The sequence below is a fragment of the Enterobacter cloacae complex sp. P42RS genome, from assembly GCF_014930595.1.
GTDB classification, from domain to species: Bacteria; Pseudomonadota; Gammaproteobacteria; order Enterobacterales; family Enterobacteriaceae; genus Enterobacter; species Enterobacter bugandensis.
Genome location: NZ_JADBRK010000004.1, coordinates 386,240 through 404,696 on the forward strand (window position 1 = coordinate 386,240; position 18,457 = coordinate 404,696).

Sequence of the window (18,457 nt, forward strand, 5' to 3'; positions counted from 1 at the left end):
GTCATGTCGGCGAAAATATTCGCGATTTCACTGATGATTGTGTTGCTGGTCAACGCGCAGGGACATGCGGGCGTAGTTGTTGGTGGAACCCGGTTTATCATTCAGCAAAGAGATAAATCAACCACCGTCCCGGTGCGCAACAAGTCGGACATACCTTACCTTGTTACTGTCCGAATCTCTCCCGGTGGAAAATGGCCCGGCGCAGAAGCGCCCGGGTCTGCGGGCCGTTCGCTGGTGGTTATACCACCGCTGTTTGCCATAAAACCCGGACATGAACATATTATCCGCCTGCTGCAGGCAGAGGCTGACCTGCCAGCCGATCGCGAATCGCTCTTTACGCTTAACATCGCCAGTATTCCGTCAGCCCATGAGGGCAGTCGGGATGTGCAGATAGCGGTACGTTCGGCGTTTAAGCTGCTCTATCGCCCGGAGGGATTAAAAGGAAACCCCGATCGCGCCTATCGGGAAATACGCTGGTCTTACTCCGATGAGGGATTAATCGCGACGAATCCTACCCCGTATTACGTGACGCTTTTCCAGACCGTCATCAACGGCACGCCCGTTGTTAACGCTGGTGTTGTTGCTCCCTTCAGCCAACGAAAAACCGAATGGTGCCGTCGCGCACCGCGCTGCGAGATACGCTGGCAAACCCTCAATGACGCCGGGCGGGTGTTGCCCATGATGGTTCAGACGCTGCATCGAGGAACCCACAAACCCGACACTAACGGTGAAACTCCGCCACCGTCATAGTGAAGCGAAGCACGCTCTCCCCTTCGTTCGCATAGCCGTGCGCCGCTTCGGTTTTCGCCACCGCCGACGCGCCAGCATTCACCTGCGTCACCGTCTCGTCCACCGTCAGCGTCAAGACGCCTTCGTTCACGTGCAGCAGCTCAAAGGTTCCCGCCGGATGCCCTGTCGAAGTGAAATACTCCCCCGGATGCATCTCCCACTGCCACAGCTCAATCATGTCCGGGCCCGCAGTGCCCGCCAGAAGCCTGGCGTAGCCACCCTGTGGGCCCTGCCACAGAACCGGGATCGCCGCTTCTTCGATAATATGGACCAGCGGCTCGCTGGAGACGTTAACGATATCCGCCACGGAGATGCCGAGCGCGGCGGCCAGCTTGCACAAAATGGCGATGCTGGGGTTGGCTGCCCCCTTTTCGATCTCCACCAGCATCCCTTTGCTGACGCTGGCCCGGCGGGACAGCTCGTCCAGCGACAGCTTTTTCTCTTTCCGCCAGTTGCGGATGCGGTTCGCCACGGCCAGGCTTACCTGGGCAACATCGGAACCCAAATCAGTCATTATATTGACTTTATCTGTCATTGGTCACTACCATGGTATAAAACAGTCAATACAGGATTATTTATGTCTCTCGTTACGCCGTCAATAGATTCGCGTCTTGCCGGGATTGCCCCTGGCTTTCGGGCGCTGAGCATTCTGGTTGAAGCTGCGCCGATTACCTACCCGGAGGTTGCGCCCGCCGCGCTGGCGCAGGCCTGCCAGCAGATGTTGAATGATGATGTGCCGTGGGCTAATGCACACCTATCGGACTGGGATAACGTATTCAAAGCCTTCGGCGCGAAACCGAAACGTACGCCCTGCTCGGCCGCGGCCCTGCGCAAGCGGGTACTGAAAGACGGTTCGCTGCCGTCGCTGGATCCGGTCGTGGATATCTATAACGCGGTGAGCATTCGCTACGCCATTCCGGTGGGTGGGGAAAATCTCGCGGCGTACTCGGGCGCGCCGCGTCTGACGCTGGCCGACGGCAGCGAGCCGTTTGATACATTTAAAGAGGGAGAGCCGGTGGTGGAACATCCGGAACCGGGCGAGGTTATCTGGCGCGACGATCTCGGCGTCACCTGCCGCCGCTGGAACTGGCGACAGGGGATACGGACCCGCCTGGACAGCCAGGCGCAATCGATGTGGTTTATCCTTGAAAGCCTGCCGTCGATGCCGCTTGCGGCACTGGAAGAGGCAGGGCAAGAGCTGGTCAACAATTTGCAGCAGTTGATGCCGGGGGCAACGGTGCAGGTGAAGCTGCTGGAGCTGGCCTGAACAGCGCCACCGGGCAAAGCCGCTACTCGGGCAACAATCCCACAAAGCTGCGTTTTTTGCGCGGCTCCGACATCAGCTCCTCGAGCTTATCCACGCACGCCAGATAGTGCGGCGTTTGCTTATGCGCCAGCACCGCCTCTTCGTCTTTATAGGCCTCGTAGATAAAGAAGCGGGTTTTCACCCGCGGGTCCTGCAATACGTCAAAGCGCAGGTTTCCCGGCTCCTTGATGGCCCCCTCGTGGTTGGCGCGAAACACCTCAAGAAACTCGTCCACCCGCTCGGGCTTGATGTTAATTTCAACCAGCGTCACGTTCATTTTGCTTCTCCCTGTTTCTCGTCCTGCCAGAACTGGAACGCCTCCCGGGCGCTCACGTTCTCGTGAACCACTTTTTTCACCGCTTTCAGCATGGCGAGCGGCGCGCTGGACTGGAAGATATTGCGTCCCATGTCCACGCCGGACGCCCCCTGATCAATCGCCCGCCAGCACATCTCCAGCGCCTCGAGCTCCGGCAGCTTTTTGCCCCCGGCGATGACGATCGGCACCGGGCAGCTGGCGGTCACTTTTTCAAAGCCCTCGTCCACGTAGTAGGTTTTGACGAACTGCGCCCCCATCTCGGCGGCGATGCGGCTGGCGAGCGAGAAGTAGCGCGCGTCACGCGCCATCTCCTTGCCGACGCCCGTTACCGCCAGCGTTGGCATGCCGTAGCGCGCCCCTGCATCGACAAGCTTGATGATGTTGTTGATAGATTGATGCTCAAACTCGCTTCCGATGTACACCTGCGCCGCCACCGCGCAGACGTTCAGGCGCAGGGCATCTTCCATCGCCACCGCCACGCACTCGTTCGACAGCTCGCCCAGAATGGAGTTACCGCCGGAGGCGCGCAGCACCACCGGTTTGTTTGTCGCGGCGGGCACCTGGCTTCGCAGAATGCCGCGGGTACACATCAGCACGTCTGTTTCACCGAACAGCGGCGCAATGGAGAGATCGATACGCTCAAGGCCGGTGGTCGGCCCCTGAAAGTAGCCGTGGTCAAAGGCCAGCATCACCGTGCGGTTGCTCTGCGGGTTAAAGATGCGCGCCAGGCGGGACTGCATGCCCCAGTCCAGCGAGCCGCAGCCCTTCAGCGTGAACGGCACATTCTGCTGCGGCGTGCCGATGCCAAAATCCTTGCCGTCTTTGATGTCGTCTAAATCAGCCATTTGCTCCCCCGTCAGAAATCGTATTTGATGATGTTTTCTTTGGTGAACACCACCCGCTCCGGCAGCAGCACGATGCCGTTGCCCTTCGCCTCATACTGATAGCCCTGCACGCTGTTCGGCTCCACCTTCAGCGCACCGATACCTTTTACGTCCACGCTGTCGCCAGGGTTAAGATCGCCTTTTTTCAGCAGACGATCGGCGACATTGACCGCAATTTTGCCCTGTTGTACGACATCCCACAGGCCGAAGGCTTTCACCGTCCCGCGCTCAACGTACGGACGCATGACGTTCGGCGTGCTGAAGCCGACAATCGCCACCCCTTCCCGCTTCAGGTTTTCCGCCGCCTGCGCCGCCGCCGGCAGGGCGTTGGCGTCCGGCGCGATGATCGCGTCCAGATCCGGATACGCTTTTAAGATCCCCTCGGCGGTTTGCAGGGATTTGGTGGCGTCGTTATAGCCAAACTGGGTGGTCACGACCTGCCACTGGGGGTGATCTTTCTCGATTTTGGCCTTCGCCTCTTTCACCCACTGGTTCTGGTCGGTGACGGTGGGGCTGGAGTAGAAGAACGCCACTTTGGCATTCGGCTTGGTGACCTGTTTGCCCGCCATCTCCACCAGCAGGCCGCCCAGCTGTTCCGGCGTTCCCTGGTTAATGTAGATGCTGCGGCACTCCGGTTTGGTGTCGGAATCCCAGGTCAGGACCTTCACGCCGCGCTGCATCGCCCGCTTCAGCGCCGGGCAGAGACCGTCCGGCGACACGGCGGAGACGATAATGGCGTTATAGCCCTGGTTGACGAAGTTGTTGATGAGCTGCACCTGGCCGGAAACGCTCGGCTCGGTCGGACCGTCGTAGGTGACGTCCACGCCGAGATCTTTCCCCGCCTCTTTCGCGCCGTTGCCGCCGCTGGTGAAGAAGCCCACGCCCACCAGCTTGGGGATAAAGGCAATGCGGTCCGCCGCCTGCGCCGAGGCGAAGCTGAGGGCCATTGCCAGGACGAGCAGTTTTGTTTTCATCTTACGCTCCGGAGTGTTTTCTAAAGAGAGACCGCACCCATTCACGGTGCAGACTCAGCGAACGTCCCATCACCACCGCAACCAGCAGCGCCCCCGACAGCGCGCTCGACACCTGGTTGGGGATGCCGACCATCTGTAATCCCTGCTGGAGATACCCCACCAGCAGCGCCGCCAGCGCCGTACCCAGCACCGACCCTGAACCGCCGTAAATATTTGCCCCGCCGAGTACGGCGGCGGTGAGCGCGGGCATCAGCAAATCGCGCCCCAGATCCGAACGCGCAGAGCCGAAATAGGAGACCATCACCAGCGCGGCAATCGCCGAGGCCACGCCCACCAGGCCGTACAGCGCATACGGCATGCCGTTGACCGACAGCGCCGCATAGCGCGCCGCGCGCGGGTTCTGCCCAATCAAAAACAGATGACGGCCAAAGCGCCCGCGGTGGGTCATCAGCCAGAAGAAAGCGGTAATTACCGCGAACAGCACCAGCGGGATCGGCAGCCCCAACACCGTGAGGTTAGCGAAGGCGGTAAAGCTGTCCGGGAAGCCGCCGATGCCCTCATAGCCCGTCGCCCCCGCCATGCCGGAAAGCAGCAGCGCCCCGCCGCCGTAGAGGTAGAGCGTGCCGAGGGTGATCACCAGTGGGCTGATGCCGGTGTAGTGGATCAGCGCCGCGTTCAAAAGCCCGCACAGCAGGCCGAGCAGCAGCGTCAATGGAATGGCGAGTGCCATCGGCCAACCGGCCTGCATCATCACCCCCAGCGCAATCGCGCACAGCCCAATGGTGGAGCCGAGGGAGATGTCGATCCCGCCGCTGATAATCACCAGCGTCAGCGGCAGCGCCACAATGCCGATGCAGATAAAATCGCTGGTGCTGAACAGCAGCATGTTGATATCGAGCATCCGCGGGTTGATGGCCCCGAAAAGCAGGATCTCCAGCACCAGCAAAATGAGCAGCGCGCTTTCCCAGTTAAGCCTCATTTACGCCACCTCTTTTTTGCGTTTGGGAAACGGGGTGACGTGCTTTCCCCCTTTGTTACCCGGCTGGAAGCGACCGTACTTCAGCGCCCGCTGATGCCTTGAAAGCGCCTGACGCAGGCGTCCGTCAAGTACCAGCACGCCCAGCAGCACCAGCCCGGCGATAAAGTCGTTCCACCATGCCGGGAGTCTGAACAGCACCAGCACGGTATCGATTTGGGTGAGGAAGAAAGCCCCAAGCAGAGCACCGATCAGCGTGCCAGTGCCACCCAAAAGCGAGATCCCCCCGAGGACGCAGGCGGCGATAGCCTTCATCTCCAGCCCGCTGCCGGTCTGGTTGGGCACAAAGCCAATCTGCGCGGCAAAGACGATCCCGGCGCAGGCCGCCAGCATGCCGTTGAGGGTAAAGGCAATCATGCGGGTGCGGTTCACCGCCACGCCCAGCTGTCGCGCGGCGGCGAGGTTATCCCCCACCGCGTAGAAATCACGCCCGAACGCGGTGCGCGACAGCGTCCACGCGCCGGTGGCCGCGATGATCAACACCACCATGCCGAGCGGCGAAATGCCGACGGCGGCAGGCTCAGAGAGAGATTTCAGTCCCGGCGGCAGCCCCTCAATCCACTTTCCGCCGGTCCAGAGCAGCATCGCCCCGCGGTAAAGCCCCAGCGTGCCGAGGGTGGCGACAATCGCCGGGATGCGCAGCCCCACCACCAGCACGCCGTTGAACGCCCCGGCCAGCGCGCCGATGGACAGCGCGAAGAGAATGGAAACGGGCAGGCTGTAGCCGCTATTAAGCGCCACGCCGACGGCAATGGCGGACAGCCCGACGGTTGAGCCCACAGAGACGTCAATATTGCGGGTCAGCATCACCAGCGCCGCGCCGATCGCCAGCAGGATCAGGATCTGCGCGCTGGCGAAGATCATCCCCAGCGTTTGCAGGCTGAAGTAGGACGGATTCAGCGCCACCAGCACGGCGAACAGCGCCAGAATGGCAAGAAACGCGCTCAGCTCGCGGTTTTTCAGTAAGATCTTCATGATTGTCCTCCAAACGCCAGCGCCATCATCCGATCGAGACTGACGGCGTGGCGCGGCAGCTCGCCGCTGAGTACGCCCTGATGCATCACCAGCACGCGGTCCGCGAGGCCGGGAAATTCATCGAGATCGCTTGAGATCATCAGCACCGCAACATTCTGCGCCGCCACGCTTTTAATGAGCTGGTAGATATCGGCGCGCGCCGACACGTCCACGCCGCGCGTCGGCTCATCGACGATCAGCAACAAAGGATTGGCCTCCAGACAGCGCGCCAGCAGCACCTTCTGCTGGTTGCCGCCGGAGAGCGTGCGCACGGTTTGATCCGCATGATTGAGCTTGATCCCCAGCGCCCGGTGATAGCGCTCCACCACCGCAGACTCCCGCTTTCGCTGCTGCCAGAGCGACGGCTCGTTCAGCGCCACCGTGTTCCAGCGGACAGGCGCGTCGAGAAACAGGCCGGACACCTGCCTGTCTTCCGGCAGATAAACCAGCCCTTTTTCCAGACGTAAACCCACCGGATCGGAGGTGATCTCCCGGCTCTCCAGCCACACCCGCCCGCCGCGTACGGGACGCAGGCCATAGAGCGTTTCGGCAAACTCGGTGCGCCCGGATCCGACCAGTCCGGCAAGGCCGACGATCTCCCCGGCGTAAATCTCCAGGCTGAGATCGATAAAGCCCTCTCCGGTGAGATCTTCCACGCGCAGCACCGGGAAATCCTGCGCCTGGGTGCGGCGGTTGCCCGGCAGCGCCAGCCACAGCTTTTGCGTATCGCTGAGGGATTTCTCACGGCTTATCGGCGTCATGGCGGCGATCAGGGCGTTATCGTCAAACTGGGCGGTTTCGCCGCTGAGCACCACCGCGCCGTCGCGCATCACCGAAACGTGGCTCGACAGCGTGCGGATTTCCGGCAGCTTATGCGAGATAAAGACAATCCCGACGCCGAGCGCCTGTAAGGCGCGGATCTGGCGAAACAGCCGTTCGGTTTCGCCGGGCGTCAGCGAGGCCGTGGGCTCGTCGAGGATCAGAATTCTGGCGTTGCGCATCAGCCCGCGCAGGATCTCAACCATCTGCTGGTCCGCCACTTCCAGGGTGCTGGCCATTGCGTCGAGATTAAGCTGACATTGCAGCTGCTGGAGTTTCTCCGCCAGCCGCTTTTCCCGATCGCGCTCGCGCGGCAGGCGGAACAGGATGTTTTCCCTCACGGTCAGGTTGGGGAAAAGCAGAGGCTCCTGCGGCACCAGATAAATGCCTAACCGGTGCGCCTGCGCCGGGGTAAGCCGTGCAAAAGACTCGCCCGCAACCGAAAGTTCACCGCTATCCGGCGTTTCCACCCCAGCGATGATCTTCATTAGCGTCGATTTTCCCGCGCCGTTACCGCCCATCAGCGCGTGCACCTGCCCCGCAAGCAGCGTGAAATCAATGCCTTTTAAGACCGGCACGCCTGAGAACTGCTTGCTGATATTTCGCGCGTTGAGAAGTGGTGTCATCATCGCTCCGCTATTGAACAAATGATTTTTAGATTTAATAATGTTCAAAAGCGTAGACGGTGAACTATATTTACAACCGTGCAGGGATCACAGTTTTATCGATTGAGATTCAGATTAACCAGAAACGATCTAAAAGATCCGTTTTGCCGCGTGGCTCACATTTTCACGCCGCGCCATTACGAACATATGATCTAAATTTTTATAAGAGTTCAATTATGAGCGATAAACGCACTGCGGAAGAAGGTCGGTTTGCCGGGCTGGCACTGGCGGAAGAGGAGCTGGTGGCGCGCGTGGCCTGGTGCTATTACCACGACGGATTGACCCAGAACGACATCGGTGAACGGCTCGGGCTGCCGCGTTTGAAGATTTCCCGCCTGCTGGAGAAGGGCCGCCAGTCCGGGGTTATCCGCGTGCAGATCAACTCCCGCTACGAGGGCTGTCTGGCGCTGGAGACCGAGCTACAGCAGCGCTTTGGCCTGAAGCTGGTGCGCGTAATGCCCGCTCTGAATACCCCGCCGATGAACATGCGGCTCGGCATTGGCGCGGCGCAGTCGCTGATGGGCGTGTTGGAGCCCGGCCAGCTGCTGGCGGTGGGGTTTGGTGAAACCACCATGAGCAGCCTGCAGCACCTGAGCGGCTTTATCAGCTCACAGCAGATCCGCCTGGTGACGCTCTCCGGCGGCGTCGGGCCATATATGACCGGTATCGGACAGCTGGACGCGGCCTGCAGCGTCAGCATGATCCCCGCCCCGCTTCGCGTGTCTTCCGCCGAAGTGGCCGGGATCTTAAAACGCGAAACCAGCGTGCGGGACGTGATCCTCGCCGCCACCGCCGCTGACGTGGCGGTGGTCGGTATTGGTTCAGTAAACCAGCGCCGTAACGCCACGATCCTGCGCTCCGGCTACATCAGCGAAGGTGAACAGCTGATGTATGCCCGCAAAGGGGCGGTGGGCGATATCCTCGGTTATTTCCTTAACGCCGAAGGGGAATGCGTCGAGGAGCTGGAGATCCACAAAGAACTGCTGGGCGTCACTCTCGATGAACTGGCGCAACTGCCCACCATCGTTGGCGTGGCCGGAGGGGAAGAGAAAGCCGATGCGATTTATGCCGCACTGAAGGGTCGCCGTATCAATGGCCTGGTGACGGAGGAGACGACAGCCCGCGCGGTGCTGGCCCTGACGTAAAGGGCATGCCCTGCGCTAACAATGAGGCAAGCTCATGAGTTACCTTTTAGCGTTAGATGCAGGGACAGGCAGCGTTCGCGCCGTGATTTTCGATTTGCAGGGCAACCAGATTGCCGTCGGCCAGGCCGAATGGAAGCACCTGAGCGTGGAGAACGTGCCGGGGTCGATGGAGTTCGATCTCGACACCAACTGGCAGCTGGCCTGCCGGTGCATTCAGCAGGCGCTGGAGCGCGCGCGCCTGAGCGCGGCGGATATTCAGTCCGTCGCCTGCTGTTCGATGCGCGAAGGGATCGTGCTGTACGACCGCAGCGGCGAGGCCATCTGGGCCTGCGCCAACGTCGACGCCCGCGCCAGCCGCGAGGTGGCTGAACTCAAAGAGATCCACGACTACCGTTTTGAATCCGAAGTGTATGACGTTTCCGGCCAGACGCTTGCTCTTAGCGCCATGCCGCGCCTGCTCTGGCTGGCGCATCACCGTCCGGACATCTACCGCAAGGCCGCGACCATCACCATGATCAGCGACTGGCTGGCGGCAAAGCTCTCCGGTGAGCTGGCGGTGGACCCGTCGAACGCGGGCACGACGGGCATGCTGGATCTCTTCTCCCGCGACTGGCGTCCGGCGCTGCTCGACATGGCCGGGCTGCGCGCCGATATTCTCTCACCGGTAAAAGAGACCGGCACCGTGCTGGGTGCCATTACCCATGAAGCCGCGCAGCAGAGCGGCCTGCGCGAAGGCACGCCGGTAGTGATGGGCGGCGGCGACGTGCAGCTGGGCTGTCTGGGGCTGGGCGTGGTTCGCGCCGGACAAACGGCGGTGCTGGGCGGCACCTTCTGGCAGCAGGTGGTTAACCTGCCGCAGGTGCGCACCGACCCTGAGATGAACATCCGCGTGAACCCGCACGTTATCCCCGGCATGGCACAGGCGGAGTCGATCAGCTTCTTTACCGGGCTGACCATGCGCTGGTTCCGCGACGCCTTTTGTGCCGAAGAGAAGCTGATTGCCGAGCGGATGGGGATGGACACCTATTCCCTGCTGGAAGAGATGGCGGGCCGCGTACCCGCTGGCTCCCACGGCGTAATGCCAATCTTCTCCGACGCGATGCATTTCAAGCAGTGGTACCACGCCGCGCCGTCGTTTATTAACCTCTCCATCGACCCGGAAAAGTGCAACAAAGCGACGCTGTTCCGCGCCCTGGAGGAGAACGCGGCAATCGTCTCGGCCTGTAACCTGACGCAGATTTCGCGCTTCTCCGGCGTGACGTTTGATAGCCTGGTGTTTGCGGGCGGCGGCGCAAAGGGCGCCCTGTGGAGCCAGATTTTAAGCGACGTCACCGGGCTGCCGGTGCGCGTGCCGGAAGTGAAAGAGGCGACGGCGCTCGGCTGCGCGATTGCGGCAGGTGCTGGCGCGGGGCTGTTTGCGGATATGGCCTCGACGGGCGAGCGGCTGGTGAAGTGGAGCCGGGAGTTTACGCCGAACCCGGCGCACCGCGAGCTGTATGACGGCATGATGCAGAAATGGCAGGCGGTGTACGCGGATCAGCTCGGGCTGGTGGACAGCGGGCTGACCACGTCGATGTGGCAGGCGCCGGGGTTAGCGCGGGCAGCGACGCCGTAAATAACGCCGGATGGCGCTTCGCTTATCCGTCCTGGGGTTTTGTAGCCCCGGTAAGCGTAGCGCCACCGGGGAAGTTCTTTGAGATCTATCACAATCATTCGATCCCGCTTTTACCTTTCTGCTGCCGCTGGCTAAATTAGTAACTCATCCGACCACATAACAATAATTTTACACTGGAAGAGACTATGAGCCGCTACCCGTCGCTATTCGCCCCCCTCGATCTGGGGTTTACCACCCTCAAAAACCGCGTGCTGATGGGCTCGATGCACACCGGGCTGGAAGAGCGTCCGGACGGAGCCGAGCGCCTGGCGGCCTTCTATGCCGAACGCGCCCGCCACGGGGTGGCGCTGATTGTCACCGGCGGCGTAGCCCCTGCCCCTTCAGGCGTGACGATGGAGGGCGGCGCAGTTCTGAATGATGCGACACAGCTGCCGCATCACCGCATTGTCACGGACGCGGTGCATAACGAAGGCGGCAAAATCGCCCTGCAAATTCTGCACACCGGGCGCTACAGCTATCAGCCAAAGCTGGTTGCGCCATCGGCTATTCAGGCGCCGATTAACCGCTTTACCCCTCACGCCCTCAGCCACGACGAGATCCTGACGCTGATCGACGATTTTGCCCGCTGCGCCGCGCTGGCGCGTGAGGCGGGCTACGACGGCGTGGAGGTGATGGGCTCAGAAGGCTATCTGATTAACGAATTCCTCGCCGCACGCACCAACCAGCGCGACGACGAATGGGGCGGTGACTATGCCCGCCGGATGCGCTTTGCCGTGGAGGTGGTGCGCGCGGTGCGCGAACGTGCGGGCGCGGACTTTATTATTATCTTCCGCCTGTCGATGCTCGACCTGGTGGAGGGCGGCGGCACGTTCGACGAAACCGTGCAACTGGCGCAGGCGATTGAAGCCGCAGGTGCTACCATCATCAACACCGGGATTGGCTGGCACGAAGCGCGCATCCCGACCATCGCCACGCCGGTGCCGCGCGCGGCGTTCAGCTGGGTAACGCGCAAGCTGAAGGGCAAAGTCTCCGTTCCGCTGGTCACCACTAACCGCATTAACGACCCGCAGGTGGCGGACGATGTGATCTCACGCGGCGACGCCGATATGGTATCGATGGCGCGTCCGTTCCTCGCGGACTCCGAACTGCTCTCCAAAGCGCAAAGCGGCCGTGCGGATGAGATCAACACCTGCATCGGCTGTAACCAGGCCTGTCTGGATCAAATATTCGCCGGCAAAGTCACCTCATGCCTGGTGAACCCCCGCGCCTGCCATGAAACCAAAATGCCGGTGGTTGCGACAGTCAATAAAAAACGCCTGGCCGTGGTGGGCGCTGGCCCCGCTGGGCTGGCGTTTGCGGTGAATGCCGCCTCGCGCGGGCACAGCGTGACGCTGTTTGATGCAGCCGGTGAAATTGGCGGGCAGTTTAATATCGCCAAACAGATCCCCGGCAAAGAGGAGTTCTATGAAACCCTGCGCTACTACCGCCGGATGATCGATCTGACGGGTGTTGATCTGCGGCTTAACCAGCTTGTCAGCGCGGCGGATCTGATCGGTTTCGACGAGGTGATCCTCGCGAGCGGGATCGCACCGCGCACGCCTGCAATCGAGGGTATCGATCATCCGAAGGTGTTGAGCTATCTGGACGTATTGCGTGACAAAGCGCCCGTTGGCGAGAAGGTGGCTATTATCGGCTGCGGCGGGATCGGCTTTGATACCGCGATGTATTTAAGCCAGCCGGGCGAGGCCACCAGCCAGAACATCGCCGAGTTTTGCGTAGAATGGGGCATTGATACCAGCCTGAGCCAGTCCGGCGGATTACGGCCGGAAGGGCCGCAGCTGCCGAAAAGCCCGCGCCAGATCGTGATGCTCCAGCGTAAGGCCAGTAAGCCGGGTGAAGGGCTGGGCAAAACCACGGGCTGGATCCACCGCGCCACCCTGCTCTCGCGCGGGGTGAAGATGATCCCGGGGGTGAGCTACCAGAAGATCGACGACGACGGGCTGCATGTGCTGATCGGTGGTGAACCGCAGCTGCTGCGCGTGGATCATGTGATTTTGTGCGCCGGACAGGAGCCAAAGCGCGATCTGGCCGATCCGCTGCGCGAAGCGGGTAAAACGGTGCATTTGATCGGCGGGTGCGACATGGCGATGGAGCTGGATGCGCGGCGGGCGATTGCGCAGGGCACCCAGCTTGCACTGGTTATTTAGCGACGGCGACCCAGCTTCACCGCTTTCAGCACCACAAACTTGTTATTGGTCGCAATGGTGACGCAGTTGCCGAAAATCTTCTTCAGCTTGTGGAAGTAGTCCAGGTGGCGGTTCGCCACGATATACAGCTCGCCGTTGATTTTCAGGCAGCGGCGCGCGTGGTGGAACATCTCCCACGCGACGTTATCCGTCAGGGCGTGCTTCTGGTGGAACGGCGGGTTGCAGAACACTGCGTTGAAGCGGAACGGCTCTACGCCAGACAGCGCGTTGTTGATCATAAACTCGCAGCGGTCCAGCGCGTCCGGCATGTTGGTTTCCACGTTCAGACGGCTGGAGGCCACCGCCATCGGCGACTCGTCGCTGAACACCACGCTGGCGTCCGGATTCTTCGCCAGCAGCGTCAGGCCAATCACGCCGTTGCCGCAGCCCAGGTCGACAATTTCACCTTCCAGATTTTCCGGCAGATGTTCGATAAAGAAACGTGCGCCAATATCCAGCCCGGTGCGGGAGAAGACGTTCGCATGGTTATGGATGGTCCAGTCGGTGCCTTCCAGTTTCCAGCTTAGCGTCTCCGGCGCGTCGGCCAGCTCCGGTGCGCTGAAGGTGCAGTTGATCAGGCGCGCTTTTTTCCAGGCAAGCGTGGTAGTGGTCGGGCCGAGTACTTTCTCGAACAGCTCCAGCGTTGAGGTGTGAATATCGCGCGCTTTGGCACCCGCAATGATGCGGGTTTCCGGCGTGACGACTTTGCGCAGCGCGCGCAGCTGCTGCTCCAGCAGCGCCATGGTTTTTGGCACCTTTATCAATACCACGCCCGGCGCCTGCGGGTAGTCCGCGGTGCTGTCGAGGAACTTCACGCTGGACTCGTCGATGTCGTTATGGCGCAGGTTTTCACGCGTCGCCAGTTCGCTCAGGTAGGAATCGCCAATGCTGTACGGCGTGTGCTCTGCCAGGGCGCAGCCCAGGGCACCAAACGCGTCATTCAGGATCAGAACCGGGCCGCGGATTTCAGTCTCATCCAACTGCTGCAGCAGATATTCATCCGCCGCTTCCCACGCCTGAAGCGGGTTTACGTCGTCCGTTTCCGGGAAACGTTTAAGGTTGAGTGAACGGAAACCGTTGTCTAAGTGGCTCATCGGCCCTCCTGAATGGTAAAATTTGGCGTATCCCTGAAAAGGGTGCGTGAGTATACCCGTTTTCGCATTAATTTGGGCTTTTGATGAACCAACTTACTTATCTCCAGGGCTATCCGGAGCATTTACTGACTCAGGTTCGCAGCCTGATTGCCGAGCAGAAGCTCGGCGCGGTGCTGGAAAAACGCTATCCCGGCACGCACGATTTCGCGACCGATAAGGCCCTCTGGCAGTATACGCAGGATCTGAAAAGCCGGTATCTGAAGAGCGCGCCGCCGATCAACAAGGTGATGTACGACAACAAGATCCACGTGCTGAAAAACGCGCTCGGTCTGCACACCGCCATCTCCCGCGTGCAGGGCGGCAAGCTGAAGGCTAAGGCGGAGATCCGCGTGGCGACGGTGTTTCGTAACGCGCCGGAAGCCTTTCTGCGGATGATCGTGGTGCATGAACTGGCGCACCTGAAAGAGAAAGAGCACGACAAAGCGTTCTATTCCCTGTGCTGCCACATGGAGCCGCAGTATCACCAGCTGGAGTTTGATACCCGCCTGTGGCTTACGCATTTATCGTTAAATGGTAATGCGGAATAGCGCACTGGTTTTGCAATAATCCCGTGCTACAGTGGCTAAAGGTTCCCCGCTACGGAGTACGTAAACGTTTATGATACGTTTCGCAGTCATTGGAACGAACTGGATCACGCGCCAGTTCGTCGACGCCGCCCACGAAACCGGCAAACTTAAACTCACCGCAGTCTATTCCCGCAGCCTTGAGCAGGCGCAGAACTTTGCTAACGACTACCTCGTCGAGCATCTCTTCACCTCCCTGGATGAAATGGCGCAAAGCGACGCCATTGACGCGGTTTATATCGCCAGCCCGAACTCCCTGCACTTCCCGCAAACGGCGCTGTTTCTCAGCCACAAAAAGCACGTGATTTGCGAGAAGCCGCTGGCCTCGAATATTGAGGAAGTGGAAGCGGCCATTGCGCTTGCCCGCGAAAACCAGGTGGTGCTGTTCGAAGCGTTCAAAACCGCCAGCCTGCCGAATTTCCTTCTGCTGCAGCAGTCCCTGCCGAAAATTGGCAAAGTGCGCAAAGCCTTTATCAACTACTGCCAGTATTCGTCGCGCTATCAGCGCTATCTGGACGGCGAGAATCCGAATACCTTTAACCCGGCCTTCTCAAACGGCTCGATTATGGATATCGGTTTTTACTGCCTGGCCTCTGCCGTAGCGCTGTGGGGCGAGCCGCACGGCGTTACGGCCACCGCCAGCCTGCTGGAGAGCGGCGTGGATGCACACGGTTTGGTGGTGCTGGATTACGGTGATTTCAGCGTCACGCTGCAGCACTCCAAGGTGAGCGATTCCGTGTTGCCGAGCGAAATTCAGGGCGAAGCCGGGTCGCTGGTCATCGAGAAGATCTCCGAATGCCAGAAGGTGAGCTTCGTGCCGCGCGGCGGCAAAGCGCAGGAACTGACGCAGCCTCAGCATATTAACACTATGCTCTATGAGGCAGAGGTCTTCGCCCGTCTGGTGGAAGACAACGAAGTGAATCACCCAGGCCTTGCGGTAAGCCGCACCACGGCGAAGCTGCAAACCGAGATCCGCCGCCAGACCGGCGTGGTGTTCCCGGCAGACGGCGTCGGCGCGGAAGCGATCGCGTAAAGCTGTGTAATGAAACGGCGCAGGCCATTGACGAAACCGATGGTCTGACATATTTTGTTACCTGCAAAGGGGAGTAACTTCTTCGCCGGTGGATCGTCATTACGATGCGTAAAATATGCATCCGGTCGCCGGGCAACCTTCGTGGTTGTAAGTGAGACCTTGCCGGAAGGCGAGGTCTATGCATAAAAAGCTAACGGCTATCGTCTTCTGACCATGGCCGTTTTTGTTTTTTATGTGTAAGGAAAATAGTATGCATTCTGTCGGCACTCCAATGCTGTGGGGCGGATTCGCGGTTGTCGTGCTCATCATGCTGGCGATCGACCTCTTTTTGCAGGGTCGTCGCGGCGAGCACGGCATGAGCGTTAAGCAGGCCGCCGTCTGGTCGCTGGTCTGGGTTACCCTCTCGCTCCTCTTTTGCGCCGCCTTCTGGTGGTACCTGGCCTCGACTGAAGGCCGTGCGGTGGCCGATCCTCAGGCGCTCGCCTTCCTCACCGGTTATCTGATTGAAAAAGCCCTGGCGGTTGATAACGTCTTCGTCTGGCTGATGCTGTTCAGCTACTTTGCTGTGCCTGCAGCCTTGCAGCGCCGCGTGCTGGTCTACGGCGTGCTGGGTGCCATTGTCCTGCGTACCATCATGATCTTCGCCGGCAGCTGGCTAATTACCCAGTTCGAATGGCTGCTGTACGTGTTCGGCGCGTTCCTGCTGTTCACCGGGGTCAAGATGGCGCTGGCGAAAGAAGACGATACCGGTATCGGTGATAAGCCGCTGGTGAAGTGGATCCGCGGCCATCTGCGCATGACGGACAAGATCGAGAGCGAGCACTTCTTCGTGCGTAAGAACGGCCTGCTGTTTGCTACCCCGCTGCTGCTGGTGCTGATTCTGGTCGAGCTGAGCGACGTGATTTTCGCGGTAGACAGCATCCCGGCAATCTTCGCGGTGACGACTGATCCGTTCATCGTGCTGACCTCTAACCTGTTTGCGATCCTCGGTCTGCGCGCCATGTATTTCCTGCTGGCAGGTGCGGCAGAGCGCTTCTCGATGCTGAAGTACGGTCTGTCGGTGATCCTGGTCTTCATTGGTATCAAGATGCTGATCGTGGATTTCTACCACATCCCGATCGCCATTTCGCTTGGCGTGGTGTTCGGCATTCTGCTGGTGACGCTGGTTATCAATACCTGGGTTAACCGCCAGCACGATAAAAAGCAGCAGGCGGAGTAATCCCCTCACCCTAACCCTCTCCTCAAAGGGGAGAGGGTTAACACCCTTTTGTGACTCAATAGTTAAAAAATATGATGTGACACGTAAAATCCAGCATTTTACTCTTCCGCCTTTCCCCGCTTTCCTTGATACTCAACCAGGCAAACAAATATTTACATCCTGAAATAAATGTGACTTAGAGCACATCCAGGATGGAACACAATTTCACTTAGGAATTTAGTATGAGCACACAATCTAAGGGCCTGCTTGCGCGTCTGACGCAGGGTAGCCTGGTTAAACAAATCCTGGTAGGTCTGGTTCTGGGTATTCTGCTGGCGCTGGTGTCAAAACCCGCCGCGGAAGCGACGGGGCTTCTCGGAACGCTTTTCGTGGGCGCGCTGAAGGCCGTTGCGCCGGTGCTGGTACTGATGCTGGTCATGGCTTCTATCGCCAATCACCAACACGGACAAAAAACCAACATTCGCCCGATTCTCTTTTTATATCTGCTGGGCACGTTTTCTGCTGCGCTGACCGCAGTGGTCTTTAGCTTCCTCTTCCCCTCCACGCTACATCTGACCTCTGCGGCGGGCGACGTCACGCCGCCTTCAGGCATTGTGGAAGTGCTGCGCGGCCTGCTGATGAGCATGGTTACGAACCCCATTGATGCTCTGCTGAATGCCAACTACATTGGCATTCTGGTGTGGGCGATCGGCCTGGGCTTCGCCCTGCGTCACGGCAACGAAACGACGAAAAACCTGGTCAACGACATGTCCAACGCCGTGACCTTTATCGTTAAGGTCGTGATTCGCTTTGCGCCCATCGGTATCTTCGGTCTGGTGTCGTCTACCCTGGCCACAACCGGCTTTGACGCGCTGTGGGGCTACGCGCAGCTGCTAATGGTGCTGGTCGGCTGTATGCTGCTGGTGGCGCTGGTGATCAACCCGCTGCTGGTGTTCTGGCAGATCCGCCGTAACCCGTATCCGCTGGTGCTCACCTGCCTGCGCGAGAGCGGCGTATACGCCTTCTTCACCCGCAGCTCGGCGGCAAACATTCCGGTTAACATGGCGCTGGCGGAGAAGCTGAACCTGGACCGCGATACCTATTCCGTGTCGATCCCGCTGGGTGCGACAGTGAACATGGCAGGTGCGGCGATCACCATCACCGTGCTGACCCTGGCGGCCGTGCAAACGCTGGGTATTCCTGTGGATCTGCCAACGGCGCTGCTGCTGAGCGTGGTGGCGTCGCTGTGTGCCTGTGGCGCATCCGGCGTGGCGGGCGGTTCGCTGCTGCTGATCCCGCTGGCGTGCAATATGTTCGGCATCCCGAACGAGATCGCCATGCAGGTTGTGGCCGTCGGCTTCATCATCGGCGTGCTGCAGGACTCCTGCGAAACCGCGCTGAACTCCTCTACCGACGTGCTGTTCACCGCAGCGGCCTGTCAGGCGGAAGACGCTCGTTTAGCGAAGAACGCGCTGCGAGGTTAACAGCAAAACGGCAACCCTGAGGTTGCCGTTTTTAGTGTTTCTACCCTCTCCCCGTGGGCTGAGGAATCCCCAGTAATTTTTTTCCTGAAGCGATGAACATTGCTTCAGAGAAATGAATCACTTATAGCGATGTCCTGGTCCGGCTGTAAATCGCTGAGGCGTTTGCCTTCCGGCCGGGGCGAGGCGCATGGATGCGCCGAGAGGGCGGGCTTTACA

The 18,457-nt window shown here is 60.0% G+C and carries 17 protein-coding genes; 9 read left to right on the forward strand and 8 right to left on the reverse strand.

All coding sequences use genetic code 11. The features are described from left to right. The first annotated feature begins 3 nt into the window (after nt 1-3). Nucleotides 4-750, forward strand: coding sequence for a fimbria/pilus periplasmic chaperone (locus IM314_RS07740; RefSeq protein ID WP_127336334.1), 747 nt, complete (start codon nt 4-6; stop codon nt 748-750). Here the strand turns inward: IM314_RS07740 and IM314_RS07745 are convergent. After that, nucleotides 722-1,324 (reverse strand): helix-turn-helix domain-containing protein, encoded by a 603-nt coding sequence (locus IM314_RS07745; protein WP_193358495.1) that lies wholly within the window; start codon nt 1,322-1,324, stop codon nt 722-724. The genes IM314_RS07740 and IM314_RS07745 overlap by 29 nt on opposite strands. Nucleotides 1,325-1,366: 42 nt before the next feature. On the opposite strand from IM314_RS07745, the gene IM314_RS07750 reads away from it, so the two are divergent. Further along, the gene (locus tag IM314_RS07750) at nt 1,367-2,056 is read left to right on the forward strand and encodes a B3/4 domain-containing protein (RefSeq protein WP_188245726.1); all 690 of its coding nucleotides are present in this window, start codon (nt 1,367-1,369) and stop codon (nt 2,054-2,056) included. A gap of 22 nt (nt 2,057-2,078) precedes the next feature. Here the strand turns inward: IM314_RS07750 and lsrG are convergent, their stop codons facing one another. Genes lsrG through lsrA form a run of 6 tightly spaced genes read right to left on the reverse strand, consistent with a single transcriptional unit; the run spans nt 2,079 to nt 7,764 of the window. Next, a complete protein-coding gene (gene lsrG / locus IM314_RS07755; RefSeq protein WP_003862606.1) occupies nt 2,079-2,372 on the reverse strand; it encodes a (4S)-4-hydroxy-5-phosphonooxypentane-2,3-dione isomerase in 294 nt (97 codons plus the stop codon). Further along, the gene (lsrF, locus tag IM314_RS07760; RefSeq protein WP_048957229.1) at nt 2,369-3,256 is read right to left on the reverse strand and encodes a 3-hydroxy-5-phosphonooxypentane-2,4-dione thiolase; all 888 of its coding nucleotides are present in this window, start codon (nt 3,254-3,256) and stop codon (nt 2,369-2,371) included. The genes lsrG and lsrF overlap by 4 nt, the downstream gene beginning before the upstream one ends. 11 nt (nt 3,257-3,267) lie before the next feature. Further along, nucleotides 3,268-4,269 carry an autoinducer 2 ABC transporter substrate-binding protein LsrB gene (gene lsrB, locus IM314_RS07765; protein ID WP_188245727.1) on the reverse strand — a complete coding sequence of 334 codons (1,002 nt, stop codon included), beginning with the start codon at nt 4,267-4,269 and terminating at the stop codon, nt 3,268-3,270. 1 nt (nt 4,270) lies between these two features. Further along, nucleotides 4,271-5,248, reverse strand: a complete 978-nt coding sequence (gene lsrD, locus IM314_RS07770) for an autoinducer 2 ABC transporter permease LsrD (RefSeq protein ID WP_193358496.1) — start codon at nt 5,246-5,248, stop codon at nt 4,271-4,273. Further along, complete coding sequence (gene lsrC, locus IM314_RS07775; protein ID WP_193358497.1) at nt 5,249-6,280, reverse strand: autoinducer 2 ABC transporter permease LsrC; 1,032 nt, start codon at nt 6,278-6,280, stop codon at nt 5,249-5,251. Next, nucleotides 6,277-7,764: an autoinducer 2 ABC transporter ATP-binding protein LsrA gene (gene lsrA / locus IM314_RS07780; RefSeq protein WP_047364660.1), complete on the reverse strand. Its 1,488-nt coding sequence runs from the start codon at nt 7,762-7,764 to the stop codon at nt 6,277-6,279. Before lsrA ends, lsrC begins: the two co-directional genes overlap by 4 nt. A gap of 215 nt (nt 7,765-7,979) precedes the next feature. Here lsrA and lsrR point away from each other — a divergent pair, with 215 nt between their 5' ends. The 3 genes from lsrR to IM314_RS07795 all read left to right on the forward strand — a co-directional run bounded on the left by lsrR (nt 7,980) and on the right by IM314_RS07795 (nt 12,770). After that, nucleotides 7,980-8,948, forward strand: a complete 969-nt coding sequence (lsrR, locus tag IM314_RS07785) for a transcriptional regulator LsrR (RefSeq protein WP_193358498.1) — start codon at nt 7,980-7,982, stop codon at nt 8,946-8,948. 34 nt (nt 8,949-8,982) lie between these two features. Next, the gene (lsrK, locus tag IM314_RS07790; protein ID WP_041907976.1) at nt 8,983-10,563 is read left to right on the forward strand and encodes an autoinducer-2 kinase; all 1,581 of its coding nucleotides are present in this window, start codon (nt 8,983-8,985) and stop codon (nt 10,561-10,563) included. A 185-nt stretch (nt 10,564-10,748) separates the two neighbouring features. Further along, nucleotides 10,749-12,770 carry an NADPH-dependent 2,4-dienoyl-CoA reductase gene (locus IM314_RS07795; RefSeq protein WP_193358499.1) on the forward strand — a complete coding sequence of 674 codons (2,022 nt, stop codon included), beginning with the start codon at nt 10,749-10,751 and terminating at the stop codon, nt 12,768-12,770. Here the strand turns inward: IM314_RS07795 and rlmG are convergent. Beyond that, nucleotides 12,767-13,903 carry a 23S rRNA (guanine(1835)-N(2))-methyltransferase RlmG gene (gene rlmG, locus IM314_RS07800; protein ID WP_041907973.1) on the reverse strand — a complete coding sequence of 379 codons (1,137 nt, stop codon included), beginning with the start codon at nt 13,901-13,903 and terminating at the stop codon, nt 12,767-12,769. The two genes, IM314_RS07795 and rlmG, sit on opposite strands and share 4 nt — an antisense overlap. A gap of 83 nt (nt 13,904-13,986) precedes the next feature. On the opposite strand from rlmG, the gene IM314_RS07805 reads away from it, so the two are divergent. The 4 genes from IM314_RS07805 (at nt 13,987) to sstT (ending at nt 18,241) form a co-directional block, all read left to right on the forward strand. Then, nucleotides 13,987-14,490 carry a YgjP-like metallopeptidase domain-containing protein gene (locus IM314_RS07805; protein ID WP_023333531.1) on the forward strand — a complete coding sequence of 168 codons (504 nt, stop codon included), beginning with the start codon at nt 13,987-13,989 and terminating at the stop codon, nt 14,488-14,490. Nucleotides 14,491-14,560: 70 nt separating this feature from the next. After that, on the forward strand, nt 14,561-15,559 hold the full coding sequence (locus IM314_RS07810; protein ID WP_193358500.1) for a Gfo/Idh/MocA family protein: 999 nt from the start codon (nt 14,561-14,563) through the stop codon (nt 15,557-15,559). Between the two features lie 250 nt (nt 15,560-15,809). Further along, complete coding sequence (locus IM314_RS07815) at nt 15,810-16,778, forward strand: TerC family protein (protein WP_047367080.1); 969 nt, start codon at nt 15,810-15,812, stop codon at nt 16,776-16,778. Nucleotides 16,779-16,999: 221 nt separating this feature from the next. Further along, nucleotides 17,000-18,241, forward strand: a complete 1,242-nt coding sequence (sstT, locus tag IM314_RS07820; RefSeq protein WP_041907970.1) for a serine/threonine transporter SstT — start codon at nt 17,000-17,002, stop codon at nt 18,239-18,241. Nucleotides 18,242-18,457: the final 216 nt, after the last annotated feature.